21 protein-coding genes, 1 tRNA gene and 1 pseudogene are annotated in these 22,884 nt (G+C 64.2%); 12 read left to right on the top strand and 11 right to left on the bottom strand.

Going from position 1 to position 22,884, the window contains the following annotated elements:
- Positions 1–44 precede the first annotated feature (44 nt).
- From GRI89_RS12800 to GRI89_RS12770, 7 genes are all read right to left on the bottom strand, one after another.
- Positions 45–737 carry a DsbA family protein gene (locus GRI89_RS12800; RefSeq protein WP_159796234.1) on the bottom strand — a complete coding sequence of 231 codons (693 nt, stop codon included), beginning with the start codon at positions 735–737 and terminating at the stop codon, positions 45–47.
- A gap of 10 nt (positions 738–747) precedes the next feature.
- Positions 748–2,205: a M48 family metalloprotease gene (locus GRI89_RS12795; protein WP_159796231.1), complete on the bottom strand. Its 1,458-nt coding sequence runs from the start codon at positions 2,203–2,205 to the stop codon at positions 748–750.
- Positions 2,206–2,216: 11 nt separating this feature from the next.
- The gene (locus GRI89_RS12790) at positions 2,217–3,152 is read right to left on the bottom strand and encodes an alpha/beta hydrolase (RefSeq protein WP_159796228.1); all 936 of its coding nucleotides are present in this window, start codon (positions 3,150–3,152) and stop codon (positions 2,217–2,219) included.
- Positions 3,153–3,203: 51 nt separating this feature from the next.
- Positions 3,204–5,021 (bottom strand): PAS domain-containing protein, encoded by a 1,818-nt coding sequence (locus tag GRI89_RS18390; protein WP_159796225.1) that lies wholly within the window; start codon positions 5,019–5,021, stop codon positions 3,204–3,206.
- Positions 5,022–5,128: 107 nt separating this feature from the next.
- The gene (locus GRI89_RS12780) at positions 5,129–6,409 is read right to left on the bottom strand and encodes an MFS transporter (protein ID WP_328598242.1); all 1,281 of its coding nucleotides are present in this window, start codon (positions 6,407–6,409) and stop codon (positions 5,129–5,131) included.
- A 41-nt stretch (positions 6,410–6,450) separates the two neighbouring features.
- Positions 6,451–6,900, bottom strand: coding sequence for a DUF2141 domain-containing protein (locus tag GRI89_RS12775; RefSeq protein ID WP_328598241.1), 450 nt, complete (start codon positions 6,898–6,900; stop codon positions 6,451–6,453).
- On the bottom strand, positions 6,861–7,580 hold the full coding sequence (locus tag GRI89_RS12770; protein WP_159796216.1) for a sterol desaturase family protein: 720 nt from the start codon (positions 7,578–7,580) through the stop codon (positions 6,861–6,863). Before GRI89_RS12770 ends, GRI89_RS12775 begins: the two co-directional genes overlap by 40 nt.
- Before the next feature lie 147 nt (positions 7,581–7,727).
- Here GRI89_RS12770 and GRI89_RS12765 point away from each other — a divergent pair, with 147 nt between their 5' ends.
- The 3 genes from GRI89_RS12765 to GRI89_RS12755 are packed head-to-tail and all read left to right on the top strand — an operon-like array spanning position 7,728 to position 10,174.
- The gene (locus GRI89_RS12765) at positions 7,728–8,159 is read left to right on the top strand and encodes a hypothetical protein (protein WP_159796213.1); all 432 of its coding nucleotides are present in this window, start codon (positions 7,728–7,730) and stop codon (positions 8,157–8,159) included.
- The gene (locus GRI89_RS12760) at positions 8,152–8,373 is read left to right on the top strand and encodes a helix-turn-helix transcriptional regulator (RefSeq protein ID WP_159796210.1); all 222 of its coding nucleotides are present in this window, start codon (positions 8,152–8,154) and stop codon (positions 8,371–8,373) included. The genes GRI89_RS12765 and GRI89_RS12760 overlap by 8 nt, the downstream gene beginning before the upstream one ends.
- A 55-nt stretch (positions 8,374–8,428) precedes the next feature.
- Positions 8,429–10,174: an alpha/beta hydrolase family protein gene (locus GRI89_RS12755; protein ID WP_159796207.1), complete on the top strand. Its 1,746-nt coding sequence runs from the start codon at positions 8,429–8,431 to the stop codon at positions 10,172–10,174.
- Between the two features lies 1 nt (position 10,175).
- Here the strand turns inward: GRI89_RS12755 and GRI89_RS12750 are convergent, their stop codons facing one another.
- Genes GRI89_RS12750 through GRI89_RS12740 form a run of 3 tightly spaced genes read right to left on the bottom strand, consistent with a single transcriptional unit; the run spans position 10,176 to position 12,004 of the window.
- On the bottom strand, positions 10,176–10,679 hold the full coding sequence (locus tag GRI89_RS12750; RefSeq protein WP_159796204.1) for an MmcB family DNA repair protein: 504 nt from the start codon (positions 10,677–10,679) through the stop codon (positions 10,176–10,178).
- Between the two features lie 48 nt (positions 10,680–10,727).
- Positions 10,728–11,135, bottom strand: coding sequence for a hypothetical protein (locus GRI89_RS12745; protein ID WP_159796201.1), 408 nt, complete (start codon positions 11,133–11,135; stop codon positions 10,728–10,730).
- A gap of 59 nt (positions 11,136–11,194) precedes the next feature.
- Positions 11,195–12,004, bottom strand: a complete 810-nt coding sequence (locus GRI89_RS12740; protein WP_159796198.1) for a hypothetical protein — start codon at positions 12,002–12,004, stop codon at positions 11,195–11,197.
- Between the two features lie 148 nt (positions 12,005–12,152).
- Between GRI89_RS12740 and GRI89_RS12735 the strand changes: the two genes are divergently transcribed.
- Together GRI89_RS12735 and GRI89_RS12730 are read left to right on the top strand one after the other, a co-directional pair.
- Complete coding sequence (locus GRI89_RS12735; protein WP_159796195.1) at positions 12,153–12,554, top strand: DUF6152 family protein; 402 nt, start codon at positions 12,153–12,155, stop codon at positions 12,552–12,554.
- A gap of 60 nt (positions 12,555–12,614) precedes the next feature.
- Positions 12,615–12,691 (top strand) — tRNA-Arg (locus GRI89_RS12730).
- 215 nt (positions 12,692–12,906) lie between these two features.
- On the opposite strand, the gene rtcR is transcribed toward GRI89_RS12730, so the two are convergent.
- Entirely contained in the window at positions 12,907–14,493 is a 1,587-nt protein-coding gene (gene rtcR / locus GRI89_RS12725) for an RNA repair transcriptional activator RtcR (RefSeq protein WP_159796192.1), read from the bottom strand.
- Between the two features lie 268 nt (positions 14,494–14,761).
- On the opposite strand from rtcR, the gene GRI89_RS12720 reads away from it, so the two are divergent.
- The 7 genes and pseudogenes from GRI89_RS12720 (at position 14,762) to GRI89_RS12695 (ending at position 22,884) form a co-directional block, all read left to right on the top strand.
- On the top strand, positions 14,762–16,321 hold the full coding sequence (locus GRI89_RS12720; RefSeq protein ID WP_159796189.1) for a vWA domain-containing protein: 1,560 nt from the start codon (positions 14,762–14,764) through the stop codon (positions 16,319–16,321).
- 716 nt (positions 16,322–17,037) lie between these two features.
- On the top strand, positions 17,038–18,264 hold the full coding sequence (locus tag GRI89_RS12715; RefSeq protein WP_159796186.1) for an RtcB family protein: 1,227 nt from the start codon (positions 17,038–17,040) through the stop codon (positions 18,262–18,264).
- A gap of 43 nt (positions 18,265–18,307) precedes the next feature.
- Positions 18,308–19,102 (top strand): nucleotidyltransferase domain-containing protein, encoded by a 795-nt coding sequence (locus GRI89_RS12710; protein ID WP_159796183.1) that lies wholly within the window; start codon positions 18,308–18,310, stop codon positions 19,100–19,102.
- On the top strand, positions 19,099–20,115 hold the full coding sequence (gene rtcA, locus GRI89_RS12705; protein ID WP_159796180.1) for an RNA 3'-terminal phosphate cyclase: 1,017 nt from the start codon (positions 19,099–19,101) through the stop codon (positions 20,113–20,115). Before GRI89_RS12710 ends, rtcA begins: the two co-directional genes overlap by 4 nt.
- A gap of 595 nt (positions 20,116–20,710) precedes the next feature.
- Positions 20,711–21,001: pseudogene (locus tag GRI89_RS18385) on the top strand (HipA N-terminal domain-containing protein); the annotation flags it as partial.
- A 3-nt stretch (positions 21,002–21,004) separates the two neighbouring features.
- A complete protein-coding gene (locus GRI89_RS12700; protein ID WP_159796177.1) occupies positions 21,005–21,889 on the top strand; it encodes a HipA domain-containing protein in 885 nt (294 codons plus the stop codon).
- Positions 21,886–22,884 (top strand): helix-turn-helix domain-containing protein, encoded by a 999-nt coding sequence (locus GRI89_RS12695; RefSeq protein ID WP_159796173.1) that lies wholly within the window; start codon positions 21,886–21,888, stop codon positions 22,882–22,884. The genes GRI89_RS12700 and GRI89_RS12695 overlap by 4 nt, the downstream gene beginning before the upstream one ends.

The following is a 22,884-nucleotide window of genomic DNA, read 5'->3' as shown; positions in this document are numbered from 1 at the left end:
CGGTCGGCTGTCCGACTTGCGCCGGAAAAAGGAAGTCAGCGCGTTCAGGACTCGCGCGCCTCCGCGATCGCGCTGGCCAGCGCCTCGTGGCCTACTGCACCGTCGATCACCCGGTCGCCGATCACCCAGCCGGGCGTCCCGCTGATGCCGACCTGTGAGGCGAGCTGGTGATTCGTCTGCAGGAACGAATCCAAAGTGCCGCTGGCGATGGCCGCGTTGGCCTTTTCCATGTCGAGCCCGGCGCGCTTCGCCGCCTCGGCGATGGTCTGCGCGTCGGGCGTGCCGATCTCGTACATCGCATCGTGGAACTCGGCGTACTTGCCCTGTTGCGCGGCGGCCAGCGCCATGCGCGCGGCATCGACGCTTTCGGGGCGCAGGATCGGGTATTCGCGCATCACCACGCGCAGGTCCGGGTTTTCCTTCACCAGCCGCTTCACGTCGGCCACGCTCATGCGGCAGTACCCGCAGGCGTAGTCTGTGAACTCGACTACGGTGACCTTGCCGTTGGGGTTACCCAGCACCGCCCCCGGGAAGGGCAGTTCGAGATCGGCGCGCAGGGATCCGATGCGGGCCGATTGCTCGCGCTTGGTGAGTTCCTCCATCGCCTTTGGCAGGACTTCGGGGTTGGCCATCAGGTAGGTCCGCGTCGCTTCGCCGCCGAAGCCGGCATAGGACCACACGGCAGACCCGGCGAAGCCGCCGATGACTGCAATCACGAATGTAAGGAGCCAGCGCATGGCCACGGGCTTACTTGCGGTCTTTCTCGCGTTCAAGCTGCGCGCGGGCCTGCATGGCCACGTCCTGGGCGCGGATCCAGTCCGGCGAACCCTGATCGAGCCCGGCTTCGGCCGCCTCCGCGTTGCGCAACGCTTCGGCTGAAGCGCCGGTCATGACCTGCTGTTCAGAACTGGCGAGGCGCGCCCGCGGGATGTCGCCCTTGGCGCCGTAAACCGTCCCCAGGTTGTACCAGGCGAAAGGATTCTCGCGATCCTTGGCGACTGCCGCGCGCAGCACCTCTTCGGCTTCGTCGTAGTGCTTCGGGTCTTCTGTCGCGACCAGCGCATGGCCGAAAGTTCCGGCGATCAGCGGATCGTTGTTGGTCAGCAGGGTCGCCTGGCGAAGCGGCGCCAGCGCTTCATCGGGATGGCCGGATTCGAGCAGCACCTGCCCCTTGAGCTCGAGGAAGTATGGGTCGCTGGGATCGGTGGCGAGCAGCGCGTCGGTCTCGCGGACCGCATCGTCGAGCAGGGCCTCCTTGTGATAGGCGTAGGCCCGGGCATAGTGCGCCGGCACCGTGTTTACGTAAGGCGGGAAGCTGCGCAGCGTATCGCTCGGCTTGGCAAGGTAGCCGTAGAGCTTGGCCTTCACGCGCTGGAAGCGCGTTTCAATATCGCCGGCCTTTTCCTGCACGGGGGGACAGTCGCCAACGACGGTCGGTGATGGCAATGCGCTGTCGATCGTTGCCGGGCGTTCGACGCTGGCTTTGAGGTCGACCGGCGGCGCATCGTTCCAGGCAGGATCGCCCTTCAGATCGTCTTCGAGCCGCGTGATGCGGTCTCCGGTAAGCGGATGGGTGCGGGTGAAGCCTGCTTCCTCGCTCTGGCTGTAACCGTAGCGGTATTCCAGGTTCTCGAGTTTGCGAAAGAAGTTCACAGCGCCCCTGCCGCTTATCCTTGCGCATTTGAGGAGGTGAACGCTCGAAGCGTCTGCGGTCGCCTCCTGCGCGCGGCTGAAAGCGAGGAGCGAGCCGTAGGCGGCTTGCTGGCCCATCGCCAGCGCTCCCATTGCTGCGTCGCCCGCGCCGGCCGCGGCGGCGGCGATGCCGACCAGCAGCGACAGGATCGTGATGTTGGTCGCCTTCTTTAAACCTTCATCGAAACGAATGACGTGACCGCCGATGATGTGACCGAGTTCGTGCGCCAGCACGCCCTGCACTTCGTTGGCGCTGTCCGCCGCGTTGATCAGCCCGGAGTGAACGTAGATCCGCTGTCCGCCGGCAACAAAGGCATTGAGCGTGGGATCGTTGATCAGCACGACCTCGACCGAGCCCTTTGGCATGCCGGCGGCCTCGACCAGCGGATTGACCATGTCCTGGAGCAGCTTCTCGGTCTCGGAGTCGCGGAGGATCGATTGCGCCGCCACCGGCTGGGCCAGCAGCATCGATGCGGCGGCGAGGCAGGCGAGCAGTCTGGTGAGAAGGCGCATGTCGGGTTCCGCTATCGCTTGGCGGGCTGAACCGCCGCTGAAGCGGTGTTGTGGGCGATGGAATCGAAAAAGGCCATGATCGCATCGATTTCGCGGCTGTCGCGGTCGAACGGCCGGGCGATATGGGTCAGCGTACCGGCATGGCTGTAGCCGGACAGGACGAGGACTTCGGCGCGGGCACCGAGTTCCTGCTGGCGTGCGGCGATAGCCTGCGAATTGCGCGGCTTGACCGTCTCGTCGGCGTCGCCGGTGACCAGCAGCATCGGCGGCGCATCGCCGCGCGCGAAATCGATCGGCTGGGTTTGCCGGGGATTTGGCCAGGCCCCGAACGCGGCGCGCGAATAGTCGCTGTCCCAGGGGTAGAAGTCGTACGGTCCGGCGAGCCCGGCGACGCCCTTCACGGTGCCCTCGGGTACGTCCTCTCGCTCGAGCCATTGCCGGTCGAGCGACAGCATGACCGCGTTATAAGCTCCGGCAGAATGCCCGGATAACAGTAGTTTGTCGGTCGAAACGCCGAGTTCGTCAGCATGGTCGAGCAGCCAGCGGACCGCCGCCGCGCTGTCTTCGAGCATGGCCGGGAAGCGGCCGGTGCCGTTGAGTCGATAGCCGACCAGCGCCGTGGCGTAGCCTCGCTGCGCGAAGGCGCGAGCGACGAATCCGTAGTCGTCCGGGCTGCCGTTTCGCCAGCCGCCGCCGTGGATGAAGGCCACCAGTGGCGGGTTGCTCATCCCGGCCGGGCGATAGACCACGACGACCTGGTGCGGATCGCTGCCATAGGCGGCGCTGACCGGCGGAAGGGTGGCAACGGTTCGCGGGAATTGCTGGTCGAGCCAGTCGAGCGTCGCGACCGACTGGCTGCGCACCGCCCAGAAATAGGTCCCGACCACACCGAGGGCGACGACGGCGGTTAGGCCCAGGGAGATGAACGCGGCAACGCGCAAGGACATGCCTTGCGCGCTACACGCCGTTGCTGTGGGTGGGCAAGGCCCGTGCGGAAGTTAGCCGACGAGCTTCTTCGCCGCGCGTTCGAGCAGGCTCGTATCCTCGGGCACTTCGCCGACCAGTTCGATGGTGCCGTCGTCGCAGCGGCGGATCATCACCAGCGCGAATTCGGCGCCGTTCGGGTCGATGTCGTCGAGCTCGATCGCCGGCATGGCGCGCAGCGCTTCGGCCAGCGCCTCGCGCGGATCCTCGCCGATGTCCTTGCCGCTCTCGGCCTTGCGCATCCGGCGCTCGGCCTGGACGACGCCCTTGAGGCCGCCTTCGGCGTTGCGCAGGTAGTCGCCGAGCGTCCCGCGCGGCAGTTCGAGCCGGTGGGCGTGGCTGAGCGCGGCGGCGTATTCGGTGACGCGGGTCTTGTCGTAGTCGGCGCCGAACACGAGCTTGACGATCGGCGTCATCGGCGCGCGATCCTGCATCGTCAGGCCGGAATCGACCAGCAGTTCGTCAAAATCTTCCGGCTGGTCGGTGGCGGCGAGCGAGAAGTCGTAGGCCCGGCCGATCGCTTCGTAGAGCGCGGTGCGGGTGCGGTCTTCGCTGGTCCGCGCGGCAGCGGCCATTTCGCGCGCCGCGGCGAGCCAGTCACCCAGTTCCATGTCGGCGGGGTCGAGTTCGGCAAGTTCGATTTCCGAAGACGGTTCGTCCTCGATCGCTTCATAGCCCTGCTCGTAAGCCGGTTCGTAAGCAACCGGCGCGGCTTCGTACTCGGGCACCGATTCGGGCTCGGGAGCTTCGTAGGCCGGCTCTTCGTATCCTGCCGGTTCCTCGTAGGGAGCATAGGTTTCGGCGTAGTCGCCGGCATCCTCGCTCGACTCGGTTTCGTAGCCGGTTTCCGGGAATTCCTGATCGTCTTCGGGAAGCTCGAGCACCGCGGTGCGCTCGGTCTTGCGCAGGCCGCCTCCGATCGAGGTCAGCGATCCGAACGAGGGACGCGGCATGCCGTCGTCCTCGGGCTCTTCCTCGCCTTCGCCTTCTTCGAATTCTTCGTCGTCATCGTAGTTGAGGCCGAACTTGGCCGCATAGTCGATCGGACCGTCTTCGTCTTCCTCGTCCTCGTCCTCGCCGGGGCGATAGCCGAGGTTGGCGCCGAAGGGCGCCGGCGCGGCGGCAAGTGGTTCTTCCGCGTAATCGTCGTCGCCGATGTCGTTGGCCACCGTCGAGCCCGGGCCGTCGGCCCAGTCGGTCATCGGCGTATCGTCGAAGCGGCTCGGCGCGGTCGCCGGCTTCTGCTCGAGAGCCTGGTCGACCTGCAGCAGCAGCTCGTCGGAGGTGTGCTGGTCGGCCAGCTCCTTCCAGTTGATCACGCCATAGATGAAGTCGATCTTCTCGTCGTCGGTCGAGAACGGCAGCAGGATCCCGCGATAGAGGATCGTCGCCCCGCGCTGGTTGACGAATTCGGCTTCGAACCCGATCGGCGCCTGGTTGGCGAGAATCTGCATGTAGTGGTCGGTGATGCGGCTGAGGAGCGAGCGTGCCGGTACGTCGGACAGCGTCTGCAGGTTCTGCGGCGTGACTTCGCACTCTTCGGCCAGTTCCGAACCGAGATAGGCGATGCCCGGGTTCTCGATCCCCGCGGTGAAGTCGAGTAGCACGCTGTAGGGGCCGAAATCGGGCAGGTCGGCAACGTCGAGGTCGTCGATCGCCGGGAAATTGCGGTCCTCGAGCAGGCTGGCCCAGTGGTTGTAGGCACGGACCTGCATGCGGCGTTCGTCGGTGCCGATCGATGCCGGCGGGGCTTCGCGGTCGAAGTCGTCTTCGCCCGCGTCGTAATCGCGCTCCGTATCGAGCGCTCCGAAGCTGCCCCTCAACGTATCCATGGCAAATGCGTCCCCGGCTCTGTCATATCAGGGACCGTTCTGGCGCAGCGTGGTAAATTAACCGTTAAGAAGCCGGTGGGGGCGGCAAGAAATTCAATCCGGTGACGTCATGTCTTCGGTCCGGAACCCACTGTTCCTTCACCAATCCTTGGCATTGGCGCGAACATTCGCAGCGTCACCATGGCTATCGCGAGCCATGCGGAGGCGACGAGAAGCGCTGGCGGCAATCCGGCAGCATCGGCCAGCGCGCCCCAGATCCACGAGCCGATGGCGAAGCCCCCGAACGACAGCGCCTGGAAGATCGATAGGCAGCGCCCGAGGATTTCCTCGGGGCTGCGCAACTGCATCGAGACGTTGAGACTCGTCATCGCGATAACCTGCCCGGCGCCGGCCAGCGCGCTGCCGGCGATGGCCTGTGGGAGCGAGGACGACAGGGCGAGAACGCAGAGCGCCACGGCCGAACAGAGCATGGCCAGGCTGACCGCCGCCTCGGGCCCGAAGCGGCGGCGGAACGGGGCGATCCATAACGCGGTGACCACCGACCCGATCCCGAACGCGCCGAGCACCAGACCGAACTCGAATTCCCCGCCGCCGACCTGGTCGCGCAGGACCAGAGGGATCAGCGCCTGGTAGCCCATCGCACCGACACCGAAGGCGAAGCCGCGCAGCAGGACCCGGCGCACGGGGCTCGACGAAGCGCAGAAGCGCAGCGCCGCGCCGATAGCCGGGAGAATCGCGCGGCGCCCGGCCGTCCCACGCGGCGGCGGTCGCCAGCGCAGCAGGACGAGGATCATCAGAATGTAGCTGAGCGCGTTGACCGTGAAGGCCAGCTTCGGCCCCGAAAGCGAGAGCAGCAACCCGCCGATCGCCGGGCCGACGCTGCGCGCCATGTTGAAGGCGATCGAATTGAGCGAAATGGCCTGCGGCAAGTCCTCACGCGGGACCTGCATGCGCACCGATGCCTGCCAGGCCGGGCCGTTGAGTGCGAAGCCGCTGCCGATCAGCATGGTGAACAGCAGCAGCGACCACGGCGCCACGGCATCGAACCAGGCCAGCGCCGAAAGCAGCGCGGAGACCGCCGCCATGCCCGCATTGGCCACCAGCATGACCGTGCGGCGGTCGTAATGGTCGGCCAGCGCGCCGGCGAACATGCCGAAGAATAGCATCGGGATGACGACCGAGGCCTGCACCAGCGCGACCAGCAGGTGCGAATCCGTCAGGTCGGTCATCAGCCAGGCCGCGGCGGTCGACTGCACCATGCTGCCGACGGCCGAGACGAGGTTGGCGGTCCACAGGGCGCGGAACAGCGGCCAGCGGAACGGCGCGAACGTCGAATCCGCCGCGATGCCTTTCGCCGGGGTTCCGAATTCGCCTGCTTCGCCGTTCACGCAGGGCGGATTAGGCCCGTGCCCGCGGCGCGGCAAGCGCGTCAGAGGAGGTAGCGCATGCGGATCTTCTGCACGACCGGCTCTCCGCCGACCTCGAAGGCGGCGGATGCGAACGTCGGCGGCCCCATGCGGAGCGGCGCGTCGCGCGAGAAGCCGAAGCCCTCGCGCGGGAGCATCAATGCCTTGTCGGCGCGGCCGTTGCCGTTCTCGTCATGCAGCAGGGCGATGGCGTAGCGTCCGGCGGGCACGTGACCGAAGTCGAGTTGCACGACCTCGCCGGCCGGGACGGTCAGGGCGAAGGCCTTGCTGTCGCCCTTGCAGTCGGGGAAATGCTTGGGATTCGGGGTCAGGCAGGCCTGGATCAGCCCCTTGGTGGAGCGCAGGTCGGTCACCGTCACGCGCACGTCGGTGCCCGGCGCCCCGGCACCGGTCAGGATCAGCGCGGACGCGCTCAGGCCGAACGCTGCGACAATCCGCGGTCGGTGCCGCACAGTCGATCCCAGAACCGGAAGTAGAGGCCGTAGTTGCATTTGTACTCGTCGTGATGCCGCTGGTGGTGGCTTGCGGTTATCAGCCAGTTGCCTGCCTTCGAGTAAACGAGGGCGCGAGGAAACATCTCCCAGCCCATGTGATTTGTCACGCCCATGACGGTCATTATCGTCAGGACAATCAGCAGCATGGCGACGTGGATCGGAACGAGGAACACCAGCGCGGGGATGACGATCGCCCCGCTGACCGCCTCGAGCGGATGGAAGCTCATCGCCGCCCACGCGGTCGGCGGGCGGCTGGCGTGGTGCACCGCGTGGGCGGCGCGGAACCAGCGCGGGCGGTGCAGCAGGCGGTGGGTCCAGTAGAACCAGGTGTCGTGCGCGAAGAGGTAGAGCAGGACCGACACGGGCAGGTACCACAGCGGATAGTCGCCCCAGCCGTCATAGATTTGCGTCCAGCCGCGCTGGTCCCAGCCCCAGGCGACCACCCCGGCGGGCACGCCGTAGATCGCCGCCGATGCGAGTGACCAGCCGATTTCGCGGCGGATCTGCGGCTCCAGCCCAGCGTAGAGCCCCGGCCTCACGCGCCGCGTCGCCCATGCGAAGAGCCCGCTCGCCGCGAGGTAGCGCAGGGCCACGATTGCGGTCATCGCCAGCGCGGAGAGGATGACGGCAGCGGTCATGGCGCCCGCTTACCAAGCGGAATCCCCGGGCGACAGCGATTCATGCGCGGTCAGGCGCATGGAGACAAGACAACTTGACATATGGTCGGGTTTTACATACATCGCGATTCGTCAAGAGATTTTGACATTGCGACAAGAGAATTTGACATGATCATGCAGCCCACCGATTCCGTCACTTGCGCCAACGGATTGCGCAAGAAGGACGTCCGCAACGCCCGGGTCACCAACCTCTGGTGCCTGGCCTGGGCCCTGACCTTCGTCGCCACGACCTATGCCGTGAAGCGATTCGAACCGGCGCCCCTGTTCGCCGCGGTAGCCGTGGCGCTGCAACTTGCGATCGGGATCGGTGCGGTTCGTTCGTACAGGCATTTCCTGCGCGAGGCGGACGAGCTGACCCGCAAGATCCATCTCGAGGCGCTCGGTGTGGGCGGCGCGGCGGCGATGGCGGTCGGCACCACGTCCATTGTCCTGGGACCGTCCGGCATCTCGCCGATCTGGGGCCTCGCGCTGACGCTTACGGCGCTGTGCTGCGGGTTCTCGTTCGGCGTGGCGCGCGCGACGCTCAAGCTCAATGCATAACAGGCTGCGCGTCCTCCGCGCCGAACGGCGCATGTCGCAGGCCGAGCTGGCCGAACTGGTCGACGTGTCGCGCCAGACGATCAACGCGATCGAGGTCGGCAAGCACGACCCCAGCCTGACGCTCGCCTTTCGCATTTCAAAGGTATTCGCCCAGCCGGTCGAGGCACTGTTCTGGGAAGGCGACGAACTCGAACGGCCGAACGCAGCCGAATAGGCTTGCAACGAACCATTTAGGCAATTACCTAAATGGCTCTCAGGAGATTACGACCATGGCACTCCTCCGCTCGCTCGCCGCAGCGTCGATGGCTCTCTCGCTGCTCTTCGCCGGGACGACTGCCGCGGCGCAGGACGCCCCGCAGATCGTCGGCGACTGGCACGGTTCGCTGGTCACGCCGCGCGGCCCCGTGGTCCTCGTGCTCTACGTGACCGAGGGCGCGGACGGCGCGCTCGAGGCCAAAATCGAAAACGCCAACCAGGCTCCCGGCCAGTTCGCCGAGGTGACCAGCATATCGGTCACCGGCGAGCACCTGTCGTGGACGATCGACCGCATCGGCGCGAGCTTCGAGGGCGACTGGCAGGCGGCCGAGCATACGTGGAAGGGGACCTTCAACCAGGGCGCCGACCTGCCGCTCACCTTCGAAGCCGGACAGCCGCCCGCCAAGCCGGTGGTCGAGGGGCTCGACGGGCGCTGGGAAGGCACCGCCAAGCTCAACAACGCAACGCTGCGCCAGGTCCTGCGCATCGAGACCGGCGATCGCGGCACGATCATGCTGGTCGATTCGCCCGACCAGCTCGCCAACGGCGTCCCGGTCGAGAGCTTCGAGCGCGACGGGCAGGATGTCAGCTTCTCGCTGATGGGCGGCATGACGAAGTTCGCCGGGAAGCTGTCCGACGACATGACGCGCCTCGACGGGACCTACACGACGTCGGTCAACGGCAACGTGGCCGAGGTCCACCTCGAACGGAAAACCGGCGAAGCGGCCGCGTCCAAGCCGCCGTCGCGGCCGCAGACGCCGAAGGAGCCGTTCCCCTACACCGCCGAGGAAGTCGCCTTCGACAACCCGGCGTTCCCAGAAGTCCACCTTGCCGCCACGCTGACCCTGCCCGAGGGCAAGGGCCCGTTCCCCGCCGCGGTGATGATCACCGGCTCGGGCGGACAGGACCGCGACGAGGCGCTGATGGGCCATCGCCCCTTTGCGGTGATCGCCGACTACCTGACCCGCCGCGGCATCGCCGTGTTGCGCTACGACGATCGCGGGATCGCCAAGTCGACCGGCACCTACGCCAACGCGACCTCGGCCGACCTCGCCACCGACGCCAATGCGGCGGCCGCCTACCTCATGACCCGCCCGGAAATCCGCCACGACGCCATCGGCTTCGTAGGCCACTCCGAAGGCGGCATGATCGGGCCCATCGCCGCGTCGCAGAACCCGGCGATAGGCTTCGTCGTCCTGCTCGCCGGGCCCGGGACGCACCTCGACCAGCTCATGCTCTCGCAGCAGCGTCTCCTCGGCATGACGATGGGGGCGAGCGAGGCGCAGATCGACCGGCAGGAACCGATCATGGCGGCGGTGTTCAAGGCGATCATAGAGGCCGACACGCCCGAAGACGGCAAGGTTGCCGCGCGGGCCGTGCTGACGCCCGAGGCCATGGCGACCATCGGCGTTCCGGCAGGCACCGACCCCGACCTCATCGTCGGACAGGTCTCGGGGCCGTGGTACCAGTACTTCCTCAAGTACGACCCGGCCCCTGTGCTGGCCTCGCTCACGATGCCGATCCTTGCCATCGGCGGCAGTCTCGACCTGCAGGTCCCGGCCGAAGACAACCTCGCGGCGATCAAGGCAGCAACCGCGGGCAACCCCGATGCGACCACAGTCGAGTTGCCCGGCCTCAACCACCTGTTCCAGCACGCCACCACCGGCGGCGTCGGCGAATATGCGCAGATCGAGGAAACCTTTGCACCCGAAGCGCTGAAACTCGTCGGCGACTGGATCGCCAGACGCTTCGTGAAGTGACCTAGCCCGCGACGCGGCCCCAAGAACCGCATTCGGCGTCGGCCCCGACGACGAGGCGGCGCAGCGCGGCGCGGGCGAGCCGCTCGGTCTCCGCCTTTCGCCGTGCCGCGGCGAGAGGGTGCGAGGGCGCCGGGCGGACGATCTCGGCGTCGTATTCGTCGCCCACGATCACCCCGCAGCAGTCGGGCCGGAAATCGGGCCCTTCGAGGCATGTCGGGTCGAGCTCGGGCGGCAGGCCCCAGTAGAAGCGATCGCAAAAATCGAGGTAGTCGGGCCACTTGGCATCGCCCAGCAGGTCGCCGCGCGCGGTCTTGATCTCGACGATGACGATGCGGCCCTTGGCGTCGAGCCCCATCAGGTCGGCGCGCCGCCCATTGCGCAGCGGCATTTCCGGCAGGACCCAGATGTCGTTGCGCGCGAAGAGCCGGCAGATGCCGCGCGTCACCGCCCGGGCGCGACGGTCGAATTCGTCGGGCGATGCGGCGAGGGCGGGCGATTCGGCCATGCTCCACCGATGGAACAGAGCAAGAACCTCGTCAAGCCGCGGCGGAAATCACGCGGTGCGCGGCGGTCCCATGTTGCCGCTCGGCGGCAGCAGCGCGAGCACGGCCCCGCGCGCGGCGACATATTCGCGCCACAGCGCCAGCGCCGCCGGGCGCGGATCGGCCCCGCGGGCGTTGACGCCGAGCAGCGCGGCGATGCCGGGCTGCATCATCGCGGTCATGTCGTCGATCTGCTGGTCGGCCAGCTCACGGCGCCATTTCGCCGCATCCTTGATAAGCGCCGGGAAGTTGCGCACCTCCGCGCCCGGCCGCTCCTGTTCGAGCCCGGCCAGCGTCGCCACGACGTTCGCGGCTTCCTGCAGCGCGGCCCACTTGCGGCTCGAGGCGCCGGCGGCGCCTTGGCCGAAACTGGCCCGTCCGGCCTTGCCGGGAGTCATGGTGGGGGGGACGGCGTTCATGGCCCGGGAATAGTCCCCCGGGTCTTGCCAAATCGCTAACCCGGCGGCGCGGGGCGGGCCTAGTTTCCGCTGTCGTCCTGGCCGAGATTGGCGAAGGGATCGTCCTCGCCGTCGAGTTTGAGGTCGATGTTGGCCCCGTCCTCGCCCGATTCGAGCCGGTTGTTCTCGGCGCAGATATATTCGCGGATCGGGAACGAGTTATCGAGCTTGAAGGCGACCTTGGTGGTGTAGGGCTCCATCAGCACCTCGGGATCGACGATGGTGATCTCCTCCATCATCTCGCCCGGCCCGGTCAGGTAGAACTTCTCGTGCGTGGTCATCTTCTCGCTGTGCTCGACGCCCGGCGCGATGGTGGTCAGCAGGCTGAAGCCGTTGCTGTCGACGACCAGCGTGTCGCCTTCCCAGTGGCCGACCGAATTGCCCTTGAAGAACAGGTCCGGGTCATCGGGCAATTGCTGACCGAGATAGACCCGGCGCACCTGTTCGTAGGCTTCGGTGATGATCGTCACCCGGCCCGGCGAATAGAGGAATTCGATCGGGTAGGGCTGCTGCATCATCCCCGGCATGCCCGGCGGCAGGCAGTGTGCCTGGGCATAGAGCGGCGGGCCGCCCTCCTTGTACTTCTCGTTGAAGGCGTCGAGCTTGGCCTGCGCCTTGGGCGTCAGGACCATCGGCTTGCCGCGATTGGAGAACAGCTTCGACCAGTCGGGGTACCAGATGCCGGTCCAGTCGGGCCATTGCGTGACCTCCTGGTATTCGGTCGCACGCGCCACAGGAACGCCCTTGGCCGGTTCCTGCGCGGCAAGCGTACCGCCGGCGCACAAGGCCAGTACCGCCGCCCCGCCAAGCAGGTATTTGCCACCGATCATCTGGTTCTCTCCCACTCGAATATCGCCTGCAAATTGTGACCCTATTTGACGGCAGTCAAGAAGCAGGTTGATTTTGTCCGATAGACGCTGGCAAATAGCACCGGATCGCCCAGCGCAGGTTCATCTGCAGCGGGGTAAAGGAGAGGCCATGCGCAAGTTCACCCCCAAGTTCGCCATCGTCGCGGCTGCGATCGCCGCGGTCGCGGTTCCCGTCGCCGCGCACCATTCGACCGCCATGTTCGAATGGGGCAAGGCCAAGCCGCTCGAGAACATGACCGTCGTGCGCTGGGAATGGACCAATCCGCACACCTTCCTCTACGCCAAGGACGCGGACGGCAACCAGTGGGCGTTCGAGGGCATGAGCCCGAACCACCTTGTGCGCTACGGCTGGTCGAAGCGCTCGCTCAAGCCGGGCGACAAGATCGACATGACCTACTACCCGCTGCGCGACGGCCGCCGCGGCGGGTTCGACGTCACGGTCCAGTTCGCCGACGGCAGCGGGCTCAACCAGTTCGGCGAGGCAGGCTCGCGCACCGCCGCCGCGAACTGATACATCGCAAGGTTTCCGCTTGGCGCGCCGCGAGGCTGTTGCTAGGCGCTCGCGCTGCACGCACCCGTAGCTCAGCTGGATAGAGCGCTGCCCTCCGAAGGCAGAGGCCACAGGTTCGAATCCTGTCGGGTGCGCCAGTCAACTGCGTTATCGCGTTGTTTTTGCGCCCGTTTCGCGAAGATAGCAGAATGCGTTCCTACGATTGACCCAACATAATGTGCGGGCTTGAATGGTCTTTTCGGGGCCGCTGCGGGATGTTCCGACACTACAATACAATTTGAGGGCCTTGGAATTCGGGCGCCTTGATTGCGCCGCACTTCTCGAGAATCGGTTCAGATTGCAGCCGCTTAGGTCATTGGGTGACGGCACCCCAGTCCAACCCAAATTTGGCGAGGTATTTCCGCAAGCGATCAGAATCATTGGTCGATGTGCGCTGTTCGCGTGAGGCGGCAAAGAGGGTGCGTCCTGCGTCAGAAAGGCTGGCTGAGTGTCGGCACACGTCAAACACATATTCCAGCTGTACCCGGTCGAAAGGGTCGATCGCCCCCACGCGATCCTTTCCGAGCAAGTCGGTCAACACGCCTATCTCTGCCTTGTCGCCTGACCAGAGCCGTGCGAGGCGCCCGGTTTCGAAATCCACAGCCTCACGGTCGATCCTGCCGGTCGGGCAAAGTGTCGCCATGCGGGTTACGCTGGCGGCGAGGTCGCGGAAATTGCCTTGCCACCGTGCAGACGGGCTCTCGGCAAAAGCGAGATACCGGTCCCGCGCTTCCTTGTTGAATGTAACGCGCGTGCCCTCACGTTCGGCGAAACGCTCAAGTTCGTAGTCGAGGTTGGGTTCGATATCTTCGCGCCGCTCGGCGAGCCCTGGCAATGCGAAGGTCCAAAGATTCAGGCGTGCAAACAAGTCTTCGCGGAAATTGCCAGCGGCGACTTCATCCAAAAGATTGCGATTGGTTCCGGCGATCAGCTGGAACTCGCTCTTTGCCTCAGTGTCCGCGCCAACCGGAAGGAAGCGCCCCTCCTCAATCGCGCGCAGGATCATGGCCTGTTCGTCCAGCCCCAGTTCGCCAATCTCGTCCAGGAATAGGAGGCCCTTGTCGGCACTTTTGAGCAAGCCGGGCCGGTCCTGGACTGCACCCGTGAAAGCACCTTTCTTGTGGCCGAACAGCGCTGACATTGCGCTGTCGCCCTTTAGCGTCGCACAGTTGACCTCCACGAATGGCCCTTCGACCTGGTGGCGCAGTTTCTTGAGCTCGTAGACCTTGCGCGCGAGCTGGCTCTTGCCTGCGCCGGTCGGGCCCATGAGCAAAATCGGCGCGCGGCTGCGAACCGCGACCTGTTCGATCTCCTCGATCATGCGGTTGAAGGCCGCGTTGCGGGTTTCGATCCCGCTCTTGAGGAAGCTGGTGCTTTCCGCGCTCGCCTCAGCGAAGCGGCTAGCGATGGAATCATAACGGGAAAGGTCGAGATCGATCGAGGCCCAGGTGCCTATCGGCTGCGGCGCTCCCTTGTGAGGCTGTGTCTGCAAGAGCTTACCGGGCAGATAGCGCGCCTCTGTAAGCAAGAAGAGGCAGATCTGCGCCACATGCGTGCCGGTGGTGATGTGTATCAGGTAATCATGCGCGTCTGGATCGAATTCGAACTCACGCGCGAAATCGAGCAGCTTTCCATAAACCTCCTCGAAGTCCCATGCGTCTTCAAAATCCATGACGTGGGGGACGACCTCGGTCTCGGGTGAGACGTCGCGGATGTCCTGCATTACGAATTCTGCGAGGCGGCGGTGATAGCTGCCGTGAATCAACACAAACCGATCCACCCGCAGGTCCTCCTGCATGCAGATGCTGACCGTGGGCCGCCACTTGTTCCAGCGTGACGGACCAAACTTTGCGGCATCGAGTGTTGAGCCGAGAAAACCAATGACAGTAGTGGGCTTCATGCCCGCTTTGATAAAATTTTATCATAAGCGATACAAGAGAATAGATATCTCGCAAATTTACGATGTGCTGTTGAGAGGGCTGGGTCTCAAGAAGCGTATATATTTCAGTACACTATGCGAAATCTGCGGTGATCGGCTCGAAATTGGCACGCCTCATGCTCTATCCAAACCGTCGGGTAAGTCGAACACCCGGCGAGACGCGGGAAATGGGCGGCCGGAATGGGCCGGCCGCCCAAAGCCCGATGAAGTTTGATGATGGAGTTGGACTATGGCCAACAAGACGCTTTTTTCCTCGGCGCTGGCGAAGTTCCTGCCGCGCACGGACACGGTCAACCAGGCGGGCGGCAACGCTTATGCCTATGGCCCCGAAGCCCTGCTCGCGCAGCTAGCCGCAACCGGCACTTTGTCGGACGGTTTCTACGCCGATGCGCAGGACCAGCTTGCTAAGGCGCTCGAAGCTGCCTGGGCGGTGGACGCTGAATGGGTAGCCAAGTGTGCGATCTATGCTCGCCAGTCGGGCGCGATGAAAGATATGCCAGCATTGCTGACTGCAGTGCTGTCGATGTCCGATCCGGACCTGATGGTCCCGGTGTTCAAGCGCGTGATCGATAACGGGCGCATGCTGCGCAACTTCGTGCAGATCATGCGTTCGGGTCAGACCGGGCGGACTTCGCTTGGCTCGCGGCCGAAGCGGCTGGTGCGTAAATGGCTGGAGAATGCCTCGACTCGCCAGCTGATGCAGGCGGTGACGGGCAATGATCCGAGCCTCGCGGATATCGTCAAGATGGTTCACCCTGCTCCGGCCTCGGCCGAGCGGCGCGCCTTCTATGGCTGGCTGATCGGCAAGCCCTACGATGTCGCGGCGCTGCCGAAGGAGATTGCTGACTTCGAAGCATGGAAGGCAGACCGTTCGCGGCCCTTGCCCGATGTGCCCTTCGAATGGCTGACCGCCTTCGAGCTGACCGCGAAGCAGTGGGCCGTGCTGGCAGAGCGCATCGGGTGGCAGGCGTTGCGGATGAACCTCAACACGCTGGCGCGTAAGGGAGTGTTCCAGATCGATGGAGTGACCGAGATGGTTGCTGCGCGGCTGGCCGATCCCGATGCCATCGCCCGCGTGAAGCCGATGCCCTACCAGTTGATGACCGCACTGACCCAGGTCGGTGACGGCGTCCCGCTGCCGGTGCAGGCTGCGCTTGAGAAGGCTCTGGACCTGTCGCTTGCGAAGGTCCCGGTGCTGGAAGGCAATGTCGTGGTGTGTCCGGACGTGTCGGGCTCGATGAGCTCGCCTGCGACCGGTTACCGCAAGGGCGCGACTTCGGTCGTGCGCTGCATCGACATCGCCGCGCTGGTATCGGCCGCGATGCTGCGGAGCAATCCGCAGACCCGTGTGCTGCCGTTCGAAGTGGACGTGGTCTCGCTCAAGCTTGATCCCAAGGCTCGCGTGGCGGTGAATGCCGCAAAGCTGGCGGGGGTCGGCGGTGGCGGAACCAAAGTCTCGGCCCCGCTTGCCTTGTTGAACCGCGAGAAGGCGATGGTCGATTGCGTAGTCATCGTTTCGGACAATGAGTCCTGGTTCGATGCGCCGCGTCCGTGGTCCTATGGCGACGCTTCGGCGACGATGAAGGAGTGGAACAAGCTGAAGGCCCGTAACCCGGGTGCTAAGCTGATCTGCATCGACATCCAGCCTTACGGCTCGACGCAGGCGAAAGATCGCAAGGACATCATGAATGTCGGTGGTTTCACCGACGCGGTGTTCGACGCAATGGCGCGCTTCGCCAACGGCGATGCGAAGGATTGGGTCGAGATCGTCAACGAAGTGGAGGATTGAAACATCAAAGGTCGCGACGAATGCCGGGAAGGACTACATCCTGTCACGATGGTGCTCTCTGCAGAGGGGCGCCGGTCTTTCCCAAGCCTCGTCGCCGCGACCTTTGAATAGATTGATTTTGGAAAGGGCCGGGGCAAATGCCGGTGGGACTACATCTCCCACATGATAGGCCCGACGAGTAAAGCGCCCCATGGGAGCAATCCTGCGGGGAGATGTGGGTTCGAATCCCGCCGCTGGAACGTAGCTTAAGGGTCGATTGTCTCACCAACACTCGTTGCCCCGACCTTTTCCAAATTCACGGCGAATGCTGGAAGGACTACATCGAATTGTAATCGCCAGGTCGCGGGTTCGAATCCCGCCAGGTCCACCAACTATGGGCCTGTAGCTCAGCGGGTAGAGCAGGAACGTCTTTCCAAAACCTCGTCGCCGTGAACCGAGTATCAATTATCGCTGGCGGATGCCGGTGGGACTACATGGGTAGAGCGCCTGCGAAAGCAGGAGGTCGGCGGTCCGAGTCCGCCCCCGGGCAACCGGAGTAGCTCAGTAAAGCGTCTCATCAATCACTCGCCGCCAGCACCGAATATCAGCGCTGGCGAATGCCGGTCGGGACTACATCGGTAACCAGGCGGTTCGAACCCGCCCCCGCATGGCAACATGCGGAGAAGTCTCGCCAAAACTTGTCGCCAGCACCTATGAAGAAGCATGAGGAGGTCGCGATGACCCAGACGACGTATGAGTATCAGGACGTGGAGGGCGGGTCGCCGATCAAGATGTGGACCCGCGGTGTTCCCGTTGACGACAAGGCGCGAGAGCAGCTGACCAAGGCGGCGAAGATGCCGTTCATCTTCAAGCACGTGGCCGCCATGCCCGACGTGCATGTGGGGATCGGTGCGACCGTCGGCTCAGTAATTCCGACCAAAGGCGCGGTGATCCCTGCTGCAGTCGGCGTCGACATTGGCTGCGGCATGATGGCCGCGCGTACCTCGCTGGTGGCGAGCGACCTACCGGACAACCTTGCCGGCATTCGCTCCGCGATCGAGGCGGCGGTGCCGCATGGCCGCAGCGTCGGACGCGGCAAGCGCGACAAGGGTTCGTGGGGTGATCCGCCCCGCGTGGTGGTCGATGCCTGGGCAAAACTGGCCGAACGGTTCGGACAGATCGTAGCCAAGTACCCGCGGCTGAAGAACACGAACAACCTCGTGCATCTGGGGACGCTGGGAACCGGCAACCACTTCATCGAGCTGTGCCTCGATACCGAACAGCGCGTGTGGGTCATGCTCCACTCGGGCTCGCGCGGGGTGGGTAACGCGATCGGTACGTTCTTCATCGAGCTGGCCAAGCAGGACATGCGCAAGTGGCATATCAACCTGCCTGATCAGGACCTCGCCTATTTCCCGGAAGGGACCGACCATTTCGACGACTATGTCGAAGCGGTCGAATGGGCGCAGGACTTTGCGGCGCTTAACCGGCGCGTGATGATGACGCACGTGCTCGATGCACTCCGGAGCCAGATCGCCAAGCCGTTCGATGCCGAGTGCGAAGCGGTGAACTGCCATCACAACTATGTGACGCGGGAAAACCACTTCGGCGAAAACGTACTCGTCACCCGTAAGGGGGCGGTGCGAGCCGCGAAGGGCACGATGGGCATCATCCCCGGATCGATGGGGGCGAAGAGCTTTATCGTGCGCGGGCTGGGTAATGCCGAGAGCTTTGACAGCTGCTCGCACGGTGCAGGGCGCGTTATGTCCCGAACCCAGGCGAAGAAGCTGGTGACGCTCGACGAGCATATCGCCGATACCGCCGGTGTCGAATGCCGGAAGGACGAGGGCGTGATTGATGAAACGCCCAAGGCCTACAAGCCGATCGAAGCCGTGATGGCCGCGCAGGCCGATCTGGTGGAGATCGTCCATACCTTGAAACAGGTGGTGTGCGTGAAGGGGTAACACCCTTCACGCCGCTACCGCCAAGAGACCAAAGATAATTTCGATGCAGGATACGCTAGCCATCGCGCCCGCAGTGCGCGCCGATATCGAGGCCCGTCTCGCCCATGTGGCGAGCGAGGACGGCGTGCGCCTGCTGATGGCGGTGGAATCCGGTTCGCGCGCATGGGGCTTCCCATCGCCTGACAGCGATTACGACGTGCGCTTTCTCTACATCCGGCCTCGCCGAGACTATCTCGCGCTTAAGCCGGTCCGCGATGTGGTCGAACGGCCCATTGTCGATGAGATCGATCTGAACGGCTGGGATGTTCGCAAGGCGCTGGGCCTTATGCTCAAGCACAACGCGGTCCTGTCGGAGTGGATCGAAAGCTCCATCCGCTACATTGCTGACGATCCGGTGGTTGAGCAGCTTGCTGACCTTGCCAACCGCCACTTTAACCCGCGTGGCTACGCGCTGCACTACGCCAGCCTTGGCAAGGGCACAGTGGAACGCTGGCTCGATCCAGGCGGCGAGATCGCCGTGAAGCGATATTTCTATGCGCTGCGACCGGCGCTCTCCGTACGTGCGCTGCGCCTCGATCCGTCGAGGCGTCCGCCGATGAGCATGGTGCCTCTGATGCAGGCGGCTGACCTGGATCGGGTCTTGGTGGATCAGGTTGGTGAATTGATCGCTCGAAAGGCGAAAACCAACGAAGCGGGAAACACCATTAGGCTGCCCGATATCGAACGGTTGGTAGCAGATGAGCTCTCACGCGCTGGCGAAGTGCCAGAGCGCGCCGATAACACGAACTTTGCGGAAGAGGCCGAAGCGCTTTTCCTTGAATTGGTAGAAAAAGAATGATCACGATCGACGGCTCCGAGGGTGAGGGTGGCGGACAGGTGTTACGGTATTCCGCAGCCCTTTCGCTGCTGACCGGCGAGCCCTTCACCATCCAGAACATCCGCGGGGGCAGGGCTAAGCCCGGCCTGATGCGCCAGCATGTCACCGCGCTGGAAGCGGCCTGCGCCATCGGCGGAGCGGAATGCTCCGGGCTGACTGTTGGTGCCAGCGAGCTAATCTTTCGGCCCGGCAGCGTTACGCCCGGCGAATACCATTTCGCCGTCGGCACTGCCGGTTCGACCGGGCTGGTACTGCAGACCGTGCTGGTGCCGTTGATGCTGGCCGATGCGCCGTCAAAACTGGTGATTGAGGGCGGTACCCACGCGATGGCCGCGCCGCCTTTTGAGTTCCTCCAAAAGACGCTGCTGCCGGTGCTGGAGCGGATGGGGCCACAGATTTCCATCACGCTCGAGCGTCACGGCTTCTACCCGCGCGGCGGCGGGCGCATTGTCGTGGACATCGATCCAGCGCCGCTGCGCCCGATCGAATGCGTGACGCGCGGCGAGTTCAAGGCTGGCAAGGTAGAAGCGCTGGTTGCCGGAATTCCGTTCGACATCGCTGATCGAGAACTGAAGGCGGCGCGCAAGGTGCTGGCCGAATGGCCGGACGAAGCCTTCGCTCCAGTGCAACTCCCGGCCGAGAATGGCCCGGGGAATGCCCTACTCATGGAAGCTGAATTCGACCATGTCACGGAAGTCATGTCTGGCTTCGGTAAGCTTGGCGTGCCTGCGGAACGCCTGGCAAAGACAGCGGCCAAGCGTATGGCGGGCTATCTGGCGTCGCAGGCCTTTGCCGGACCTTACCTTCAAGACCAGTTGTTGCTGCCGTTCGCAATGGCGGGCCGTGGAGCATTCACTACAGTCAAGCTCAGTGAGCACACCCGCACCGCAGCAGACTTGATCGAACGATTTTCGGGGCGGGATTTTCGCTTCTCGGAAACCGCCGACGGAGCACATTTGGCAGAGGTTTGCTGATCGCCGCGAGTTGGGTCGTTCGCCGACTGTCCGGTTGTAGGCGCGACAACAAGCGAAGCTGCCATTCGTTTTACCCGATGCCTTTGTCAACTGGCGCTGGCAAAGCGGCCGCTAGCTTACTCAGATGAGGCCAATTGAACTTGCTTTCCATTCATTCGCGCTGAGTGAACCCATAATCCCGCGAGGACGATCGCGAACACCACGAGGATCTGGTGGATGAGCAATTTAGTCGGGGTCATAGGATTGGTCCGCCCGGGCGGAGGAGTGTGTCGACCGGTGACGGTCCAGAGGATCGCTCGTGATTAAGGTTTCGCAAATTGCGGTCTCGCGGCATCTCGACGCGGTATGACGCAAGGGCCGCTTTCTGGTTTTGTTCAAGAAAGCACTGCAATGCCCGCAGCCAATGTATCAGCGTTTCAGATTAGCTGTTTTTTTATGTCTGTGCGCTTGCGCTGGTTGGGAAAATTGATCCTACATTCACGGAAGACAGTCGATCAGAGATACCGTATATTTCCAATACAATTTCGCATATGTTCAATATTGCTTAATCATCTTGGCGATGATAAGACGTGTCGTCTCATTAGCCTGATCGGGTATCGCCATCGCCGACCGCCACGCCATCGTCACCTTCAAGCGTCGTCCTGTCGGTCGGCTCAGCGAGCTAGGTTCGGACACCCGCTTCGTCTATGACGAGGGCTGGCGCGAGACGATCGCCTGCGCGCTTCCCGCAGAGACACGGGACCATTACTGGCGCGGCGGCCTGATTCCCTTTTTCGAGCATCTCGCCCCGGAAGGCTGGCTCCGCGGGCGCCAGGCGCGCGCCGGCGGCACGGCGAACCAAGACGATTTCGGACTGCTGCTACACTACGGGGCGGACTGTATCGGCGCAGTGGGCCTGATCCCGGCAGACGGGGAAGCGCCGGTCCATCCGATCGAGGACGACCTCATCGACGAGGCGGCGACCACCGCTGGACGGACCTTGTCGGGGGTGCAGAAGAAACTGCTCGCCTTTCGCGCCGACGATGGCTTCCGGCCAGCCGTGGAGGCCACCGACCCGGCCACGCATATCGCCAAATTCAACCGCGAGGATCTTCCCACGATCGTCCAGAACGAGCATCTTTCGCTTAGCCTAGCTCGCGAGCTTCTCGGCGAAGACGATGTGACGCGCGCGCAGCTAGCAAAGCTGCACGATATCGCCGGGATCGCGCTTCTGGTCGAACGCTTCGACCGCCAAGGCGAGGAGCGGCTGCGCCTCGAGGATTTTGCGCAAATCCTCAGCCGACCACGGGGGCGGACCTTTGAAGGCAAATATGACGGGAGCTACGAGGAAGCGGCCGAAATTGTGACCCGCTATTCCGCGCGGGGCCGGGTCGACCTCAACCGGTTCTTCCGTCTTGTCGTCTTCAATCTAGTGTTGGGTAACGCCGACGCGCATCTCAAGAACTTCTCCCTGCTCGAACGAGCGGAGGGCCTGCGGCTCTCGCCCGCATACGATCTCATCAACACGCTCGCCTACCCCGTCTACGACCGGATTACCGCGCTTTCGATCGGCGGACGCAAACGCGAATTCGATACGATCGACCGCAAGATTGTCGAGCAATTCGGTCTCGATATCGGCTTGCCCCGCGCTGCCGTCGAGCGCACGCTTGCCGCGCTCGGCAAGGGGTTGGCGACCGCGCGCACGCTCGCGTTCGGGGACAAGGTTCAGCCCGATGATTTCCGCGAAACCTATCGGAACGTCATCCATGGCCATGCGCAAAGGATCTTCACATGACCGACTGGCCGATCGATTGGCGCGCAACGGTCGACGAAGCCATTCGCCGCCGCAAGGAAGAAGGTCTCAGCCAGCGCAGCCTAGCCGCGCTGGCTGGCGTGAGCCTGCCGACGGTCAATGCGTTCGAGCAGGGCCAGATCAACCTGCGCTTCGAAAGGGTAATCGCGATTCTCGAGGCGCTGGACCTCTTCGTGCGCCCCGCCGACGAGGACAGCTTCGAGAGCTTCCTGCACGACTCGCGTCGCCGATGGGAGGACCTCGTCGCAACGCTGCCATCCGATCACCCCTCGCGCCAACCGCTCGGGCACAGCGAACAGACCTACGCCATCCTCGGCCTCGAGGATGTTCCTCCGCCCAGCCAGCTTCGCGAGCTCCTGACCGACATCCCCAAGAGTTCCGGATGGACCCCGTTCTGGGTTCCGACCCGACCGGACCTACGGCCCGTCATCGAGGACGGTGCGCTCGAATGCTGGTTGGGCCTGCCCGACACCGACCGGCATTTTCGCGATGCGGCGCACAGTGATTTCTGGCGCGTCTCGCGCGATCCTTTCGCCTACCTCCAGCGCGGCTATCAGGAGGACGGCCCGGACAATCTCGAGCCGGGAACGATCTTCGACCTCACCTTGCCTATCTGGCGCACTGCCGAGTTCTTTCTGCATGCAATGAATTTCGCGCGTGCGCTCGACGCGAGCGATACGACCGAAATCCGCTTCGTGGCTCGCTATACGGGCCTTGAAGGCCGCACGTTGATTACTTGGGCAAAGCCGCTGCTGCGCGACGTTCTCGACCATCGGCTGCGCGCCCGCTCGCACAGGGCCGAACTCGCCACGGTAGCGCAAATTTCCGACCTTGAGCGCAGTCTCGAGGATGTCGTCCATGATTTCGTCGAGCCGCTCTACGAGCGTTTCGACGGTTACCGGCCATCGATCGAGTTGGTAGCGAACCAGCTGTCCGAACTGAAGCGGCAGCCTGGTTTCGGCGCTCGCGGAGGGTGA

The organism is Croceibacterium salegens, assembly GCF_009827435.1.
GTDB lineage: Bacteria > Pseudomonadota > Alphaproteobacteria > Sphingomonadales > Sphingomonadaceae > Croceibacterium_B > Croceibacterium_B salegens.
This window is presented reverse-complemented; position numbering and strand designations above follow the sequence as displayed.

Coding starts and splice junctions, on each gene's coding strand:
- GRI89_RS12800 (WP_159796234.1), bottom strand. CDS start 737: ATGCGCTGGCTCCTTACATTCGTGATTGCAGTCATCGGCGGCTTCGCC.
- GRI89_RS12735 (WP_159796195.1), top strand. CDS start 12,153: ATGCGCAAGTTCACCCCCAAGTTCGCCATCGTCGCGGCTGCGATCGCC.
- GRI89_RS12795 (WP_159796231.1), bottom strand. CDS start 2,205: ATGCGCCTTCTCACCAGACTGCTCGCCTGCCTCGCCGCCGCATCGATG.
- GRI89_RS12765 (WP_159796213.1), top strand. CDS start 7,728: ATGATCATGCAGCCCACCGATTCCGTCACTTGCGCCAACGGATTGCGC.
- GRI89_RS12760 (WP_159796210.1), top strand. CDS start 8,152: ATGCATAACAGGCTGCGCGTCCTCCGCGCCGAACGGCGCATGTCGCAG.
- GRI89_RS12755 (WP_159796207.1), top strand. CDS start 8,429: ATGGCACTCCTCCGCTCGCTCGCCGCAGCGTCGATGGCTCTCTCGCTG.
- GRI89_RS12695 (WP_159796173.1), top strand. CDS start 21,886: ATGACCGACTGGCCGATCGATTGGCGCGCAACGGTCGACGAAGCCATT.
- rtcR (WP_159796192.1), bottom strand. CDS start 14,493: ATGAAGCCCACTACTGTCATTGGTTTTCTCGGCTCAACACTCGATGCC.
- rtcA (WP_159796180.1), top strand. CDS start 19,099: ATGATCACGATCGACGGCTCCGAGGGTGAGGGTGGCGGACAGGTGTTA.
- GRI89_RS18390 (WP_159796225.1), bottom strand. CDS start 5,021: ATGGATACGTTGAGGGGCAGCTTCGGAGCGCTCGATACGGAGCGCGAT.
- GRI89_RS12750 (WP_159796204.1), bottom strand. CDS start 10,679: ATGGCCGAATCGCCCGCCCTCGCCGCATCGCCCGACGAATTCGACCGT.
- GRI89_RS12745 (WP_159796201.1), bottom strand. CDS start 11,135: ATGAACGCCGTCCCCCCCACCATGACTCCCGGCAAGGCCGGACGGGCC.
- GRI89_RS12710 (WP_159796183.1), top strand. CDS start 18,308: ATGCAGGATACGCTAGCCATCGCGCCCGCAGTGCGCGCCGATATCGAG.
- GRI89_RS12715 (WP_159796186.1), top strand. CDS start 17,038: ATGACCCAGACGACGTATGAGTATCAGGACGTGGAGGGCGGGTCGCCG.
- GRI89_RS12790 (WP_159796228.1), bottom strand. CDS start 3,152: ATGTCCTTGCGCGTTGCCGCGTTCATCTCCCTGGGCCTAACCGCCGTC.
- GRI89_RS12770 (WP_159796216.1), bottom strand. CDS start 7,580: ATGACCGCTGCCGTCATCCTCTCCGCGCTGGCGATGACCGCAATCGTG.
- GRI89_RS12740 (WP_159796198.1), bottom strand. CDS start 12,004: ATGATCGGTGGCAAATACCTGCTTGGCGGGGCGGCGGTACTGGCCTTG.
- GRI89_RS12720 (WP_159796189.1), top strand. CDS start 14,762: ATGGCCAACAAGACGCTTTTTTCCTCGGCGCTGGCGAAGTTCCTGCCG.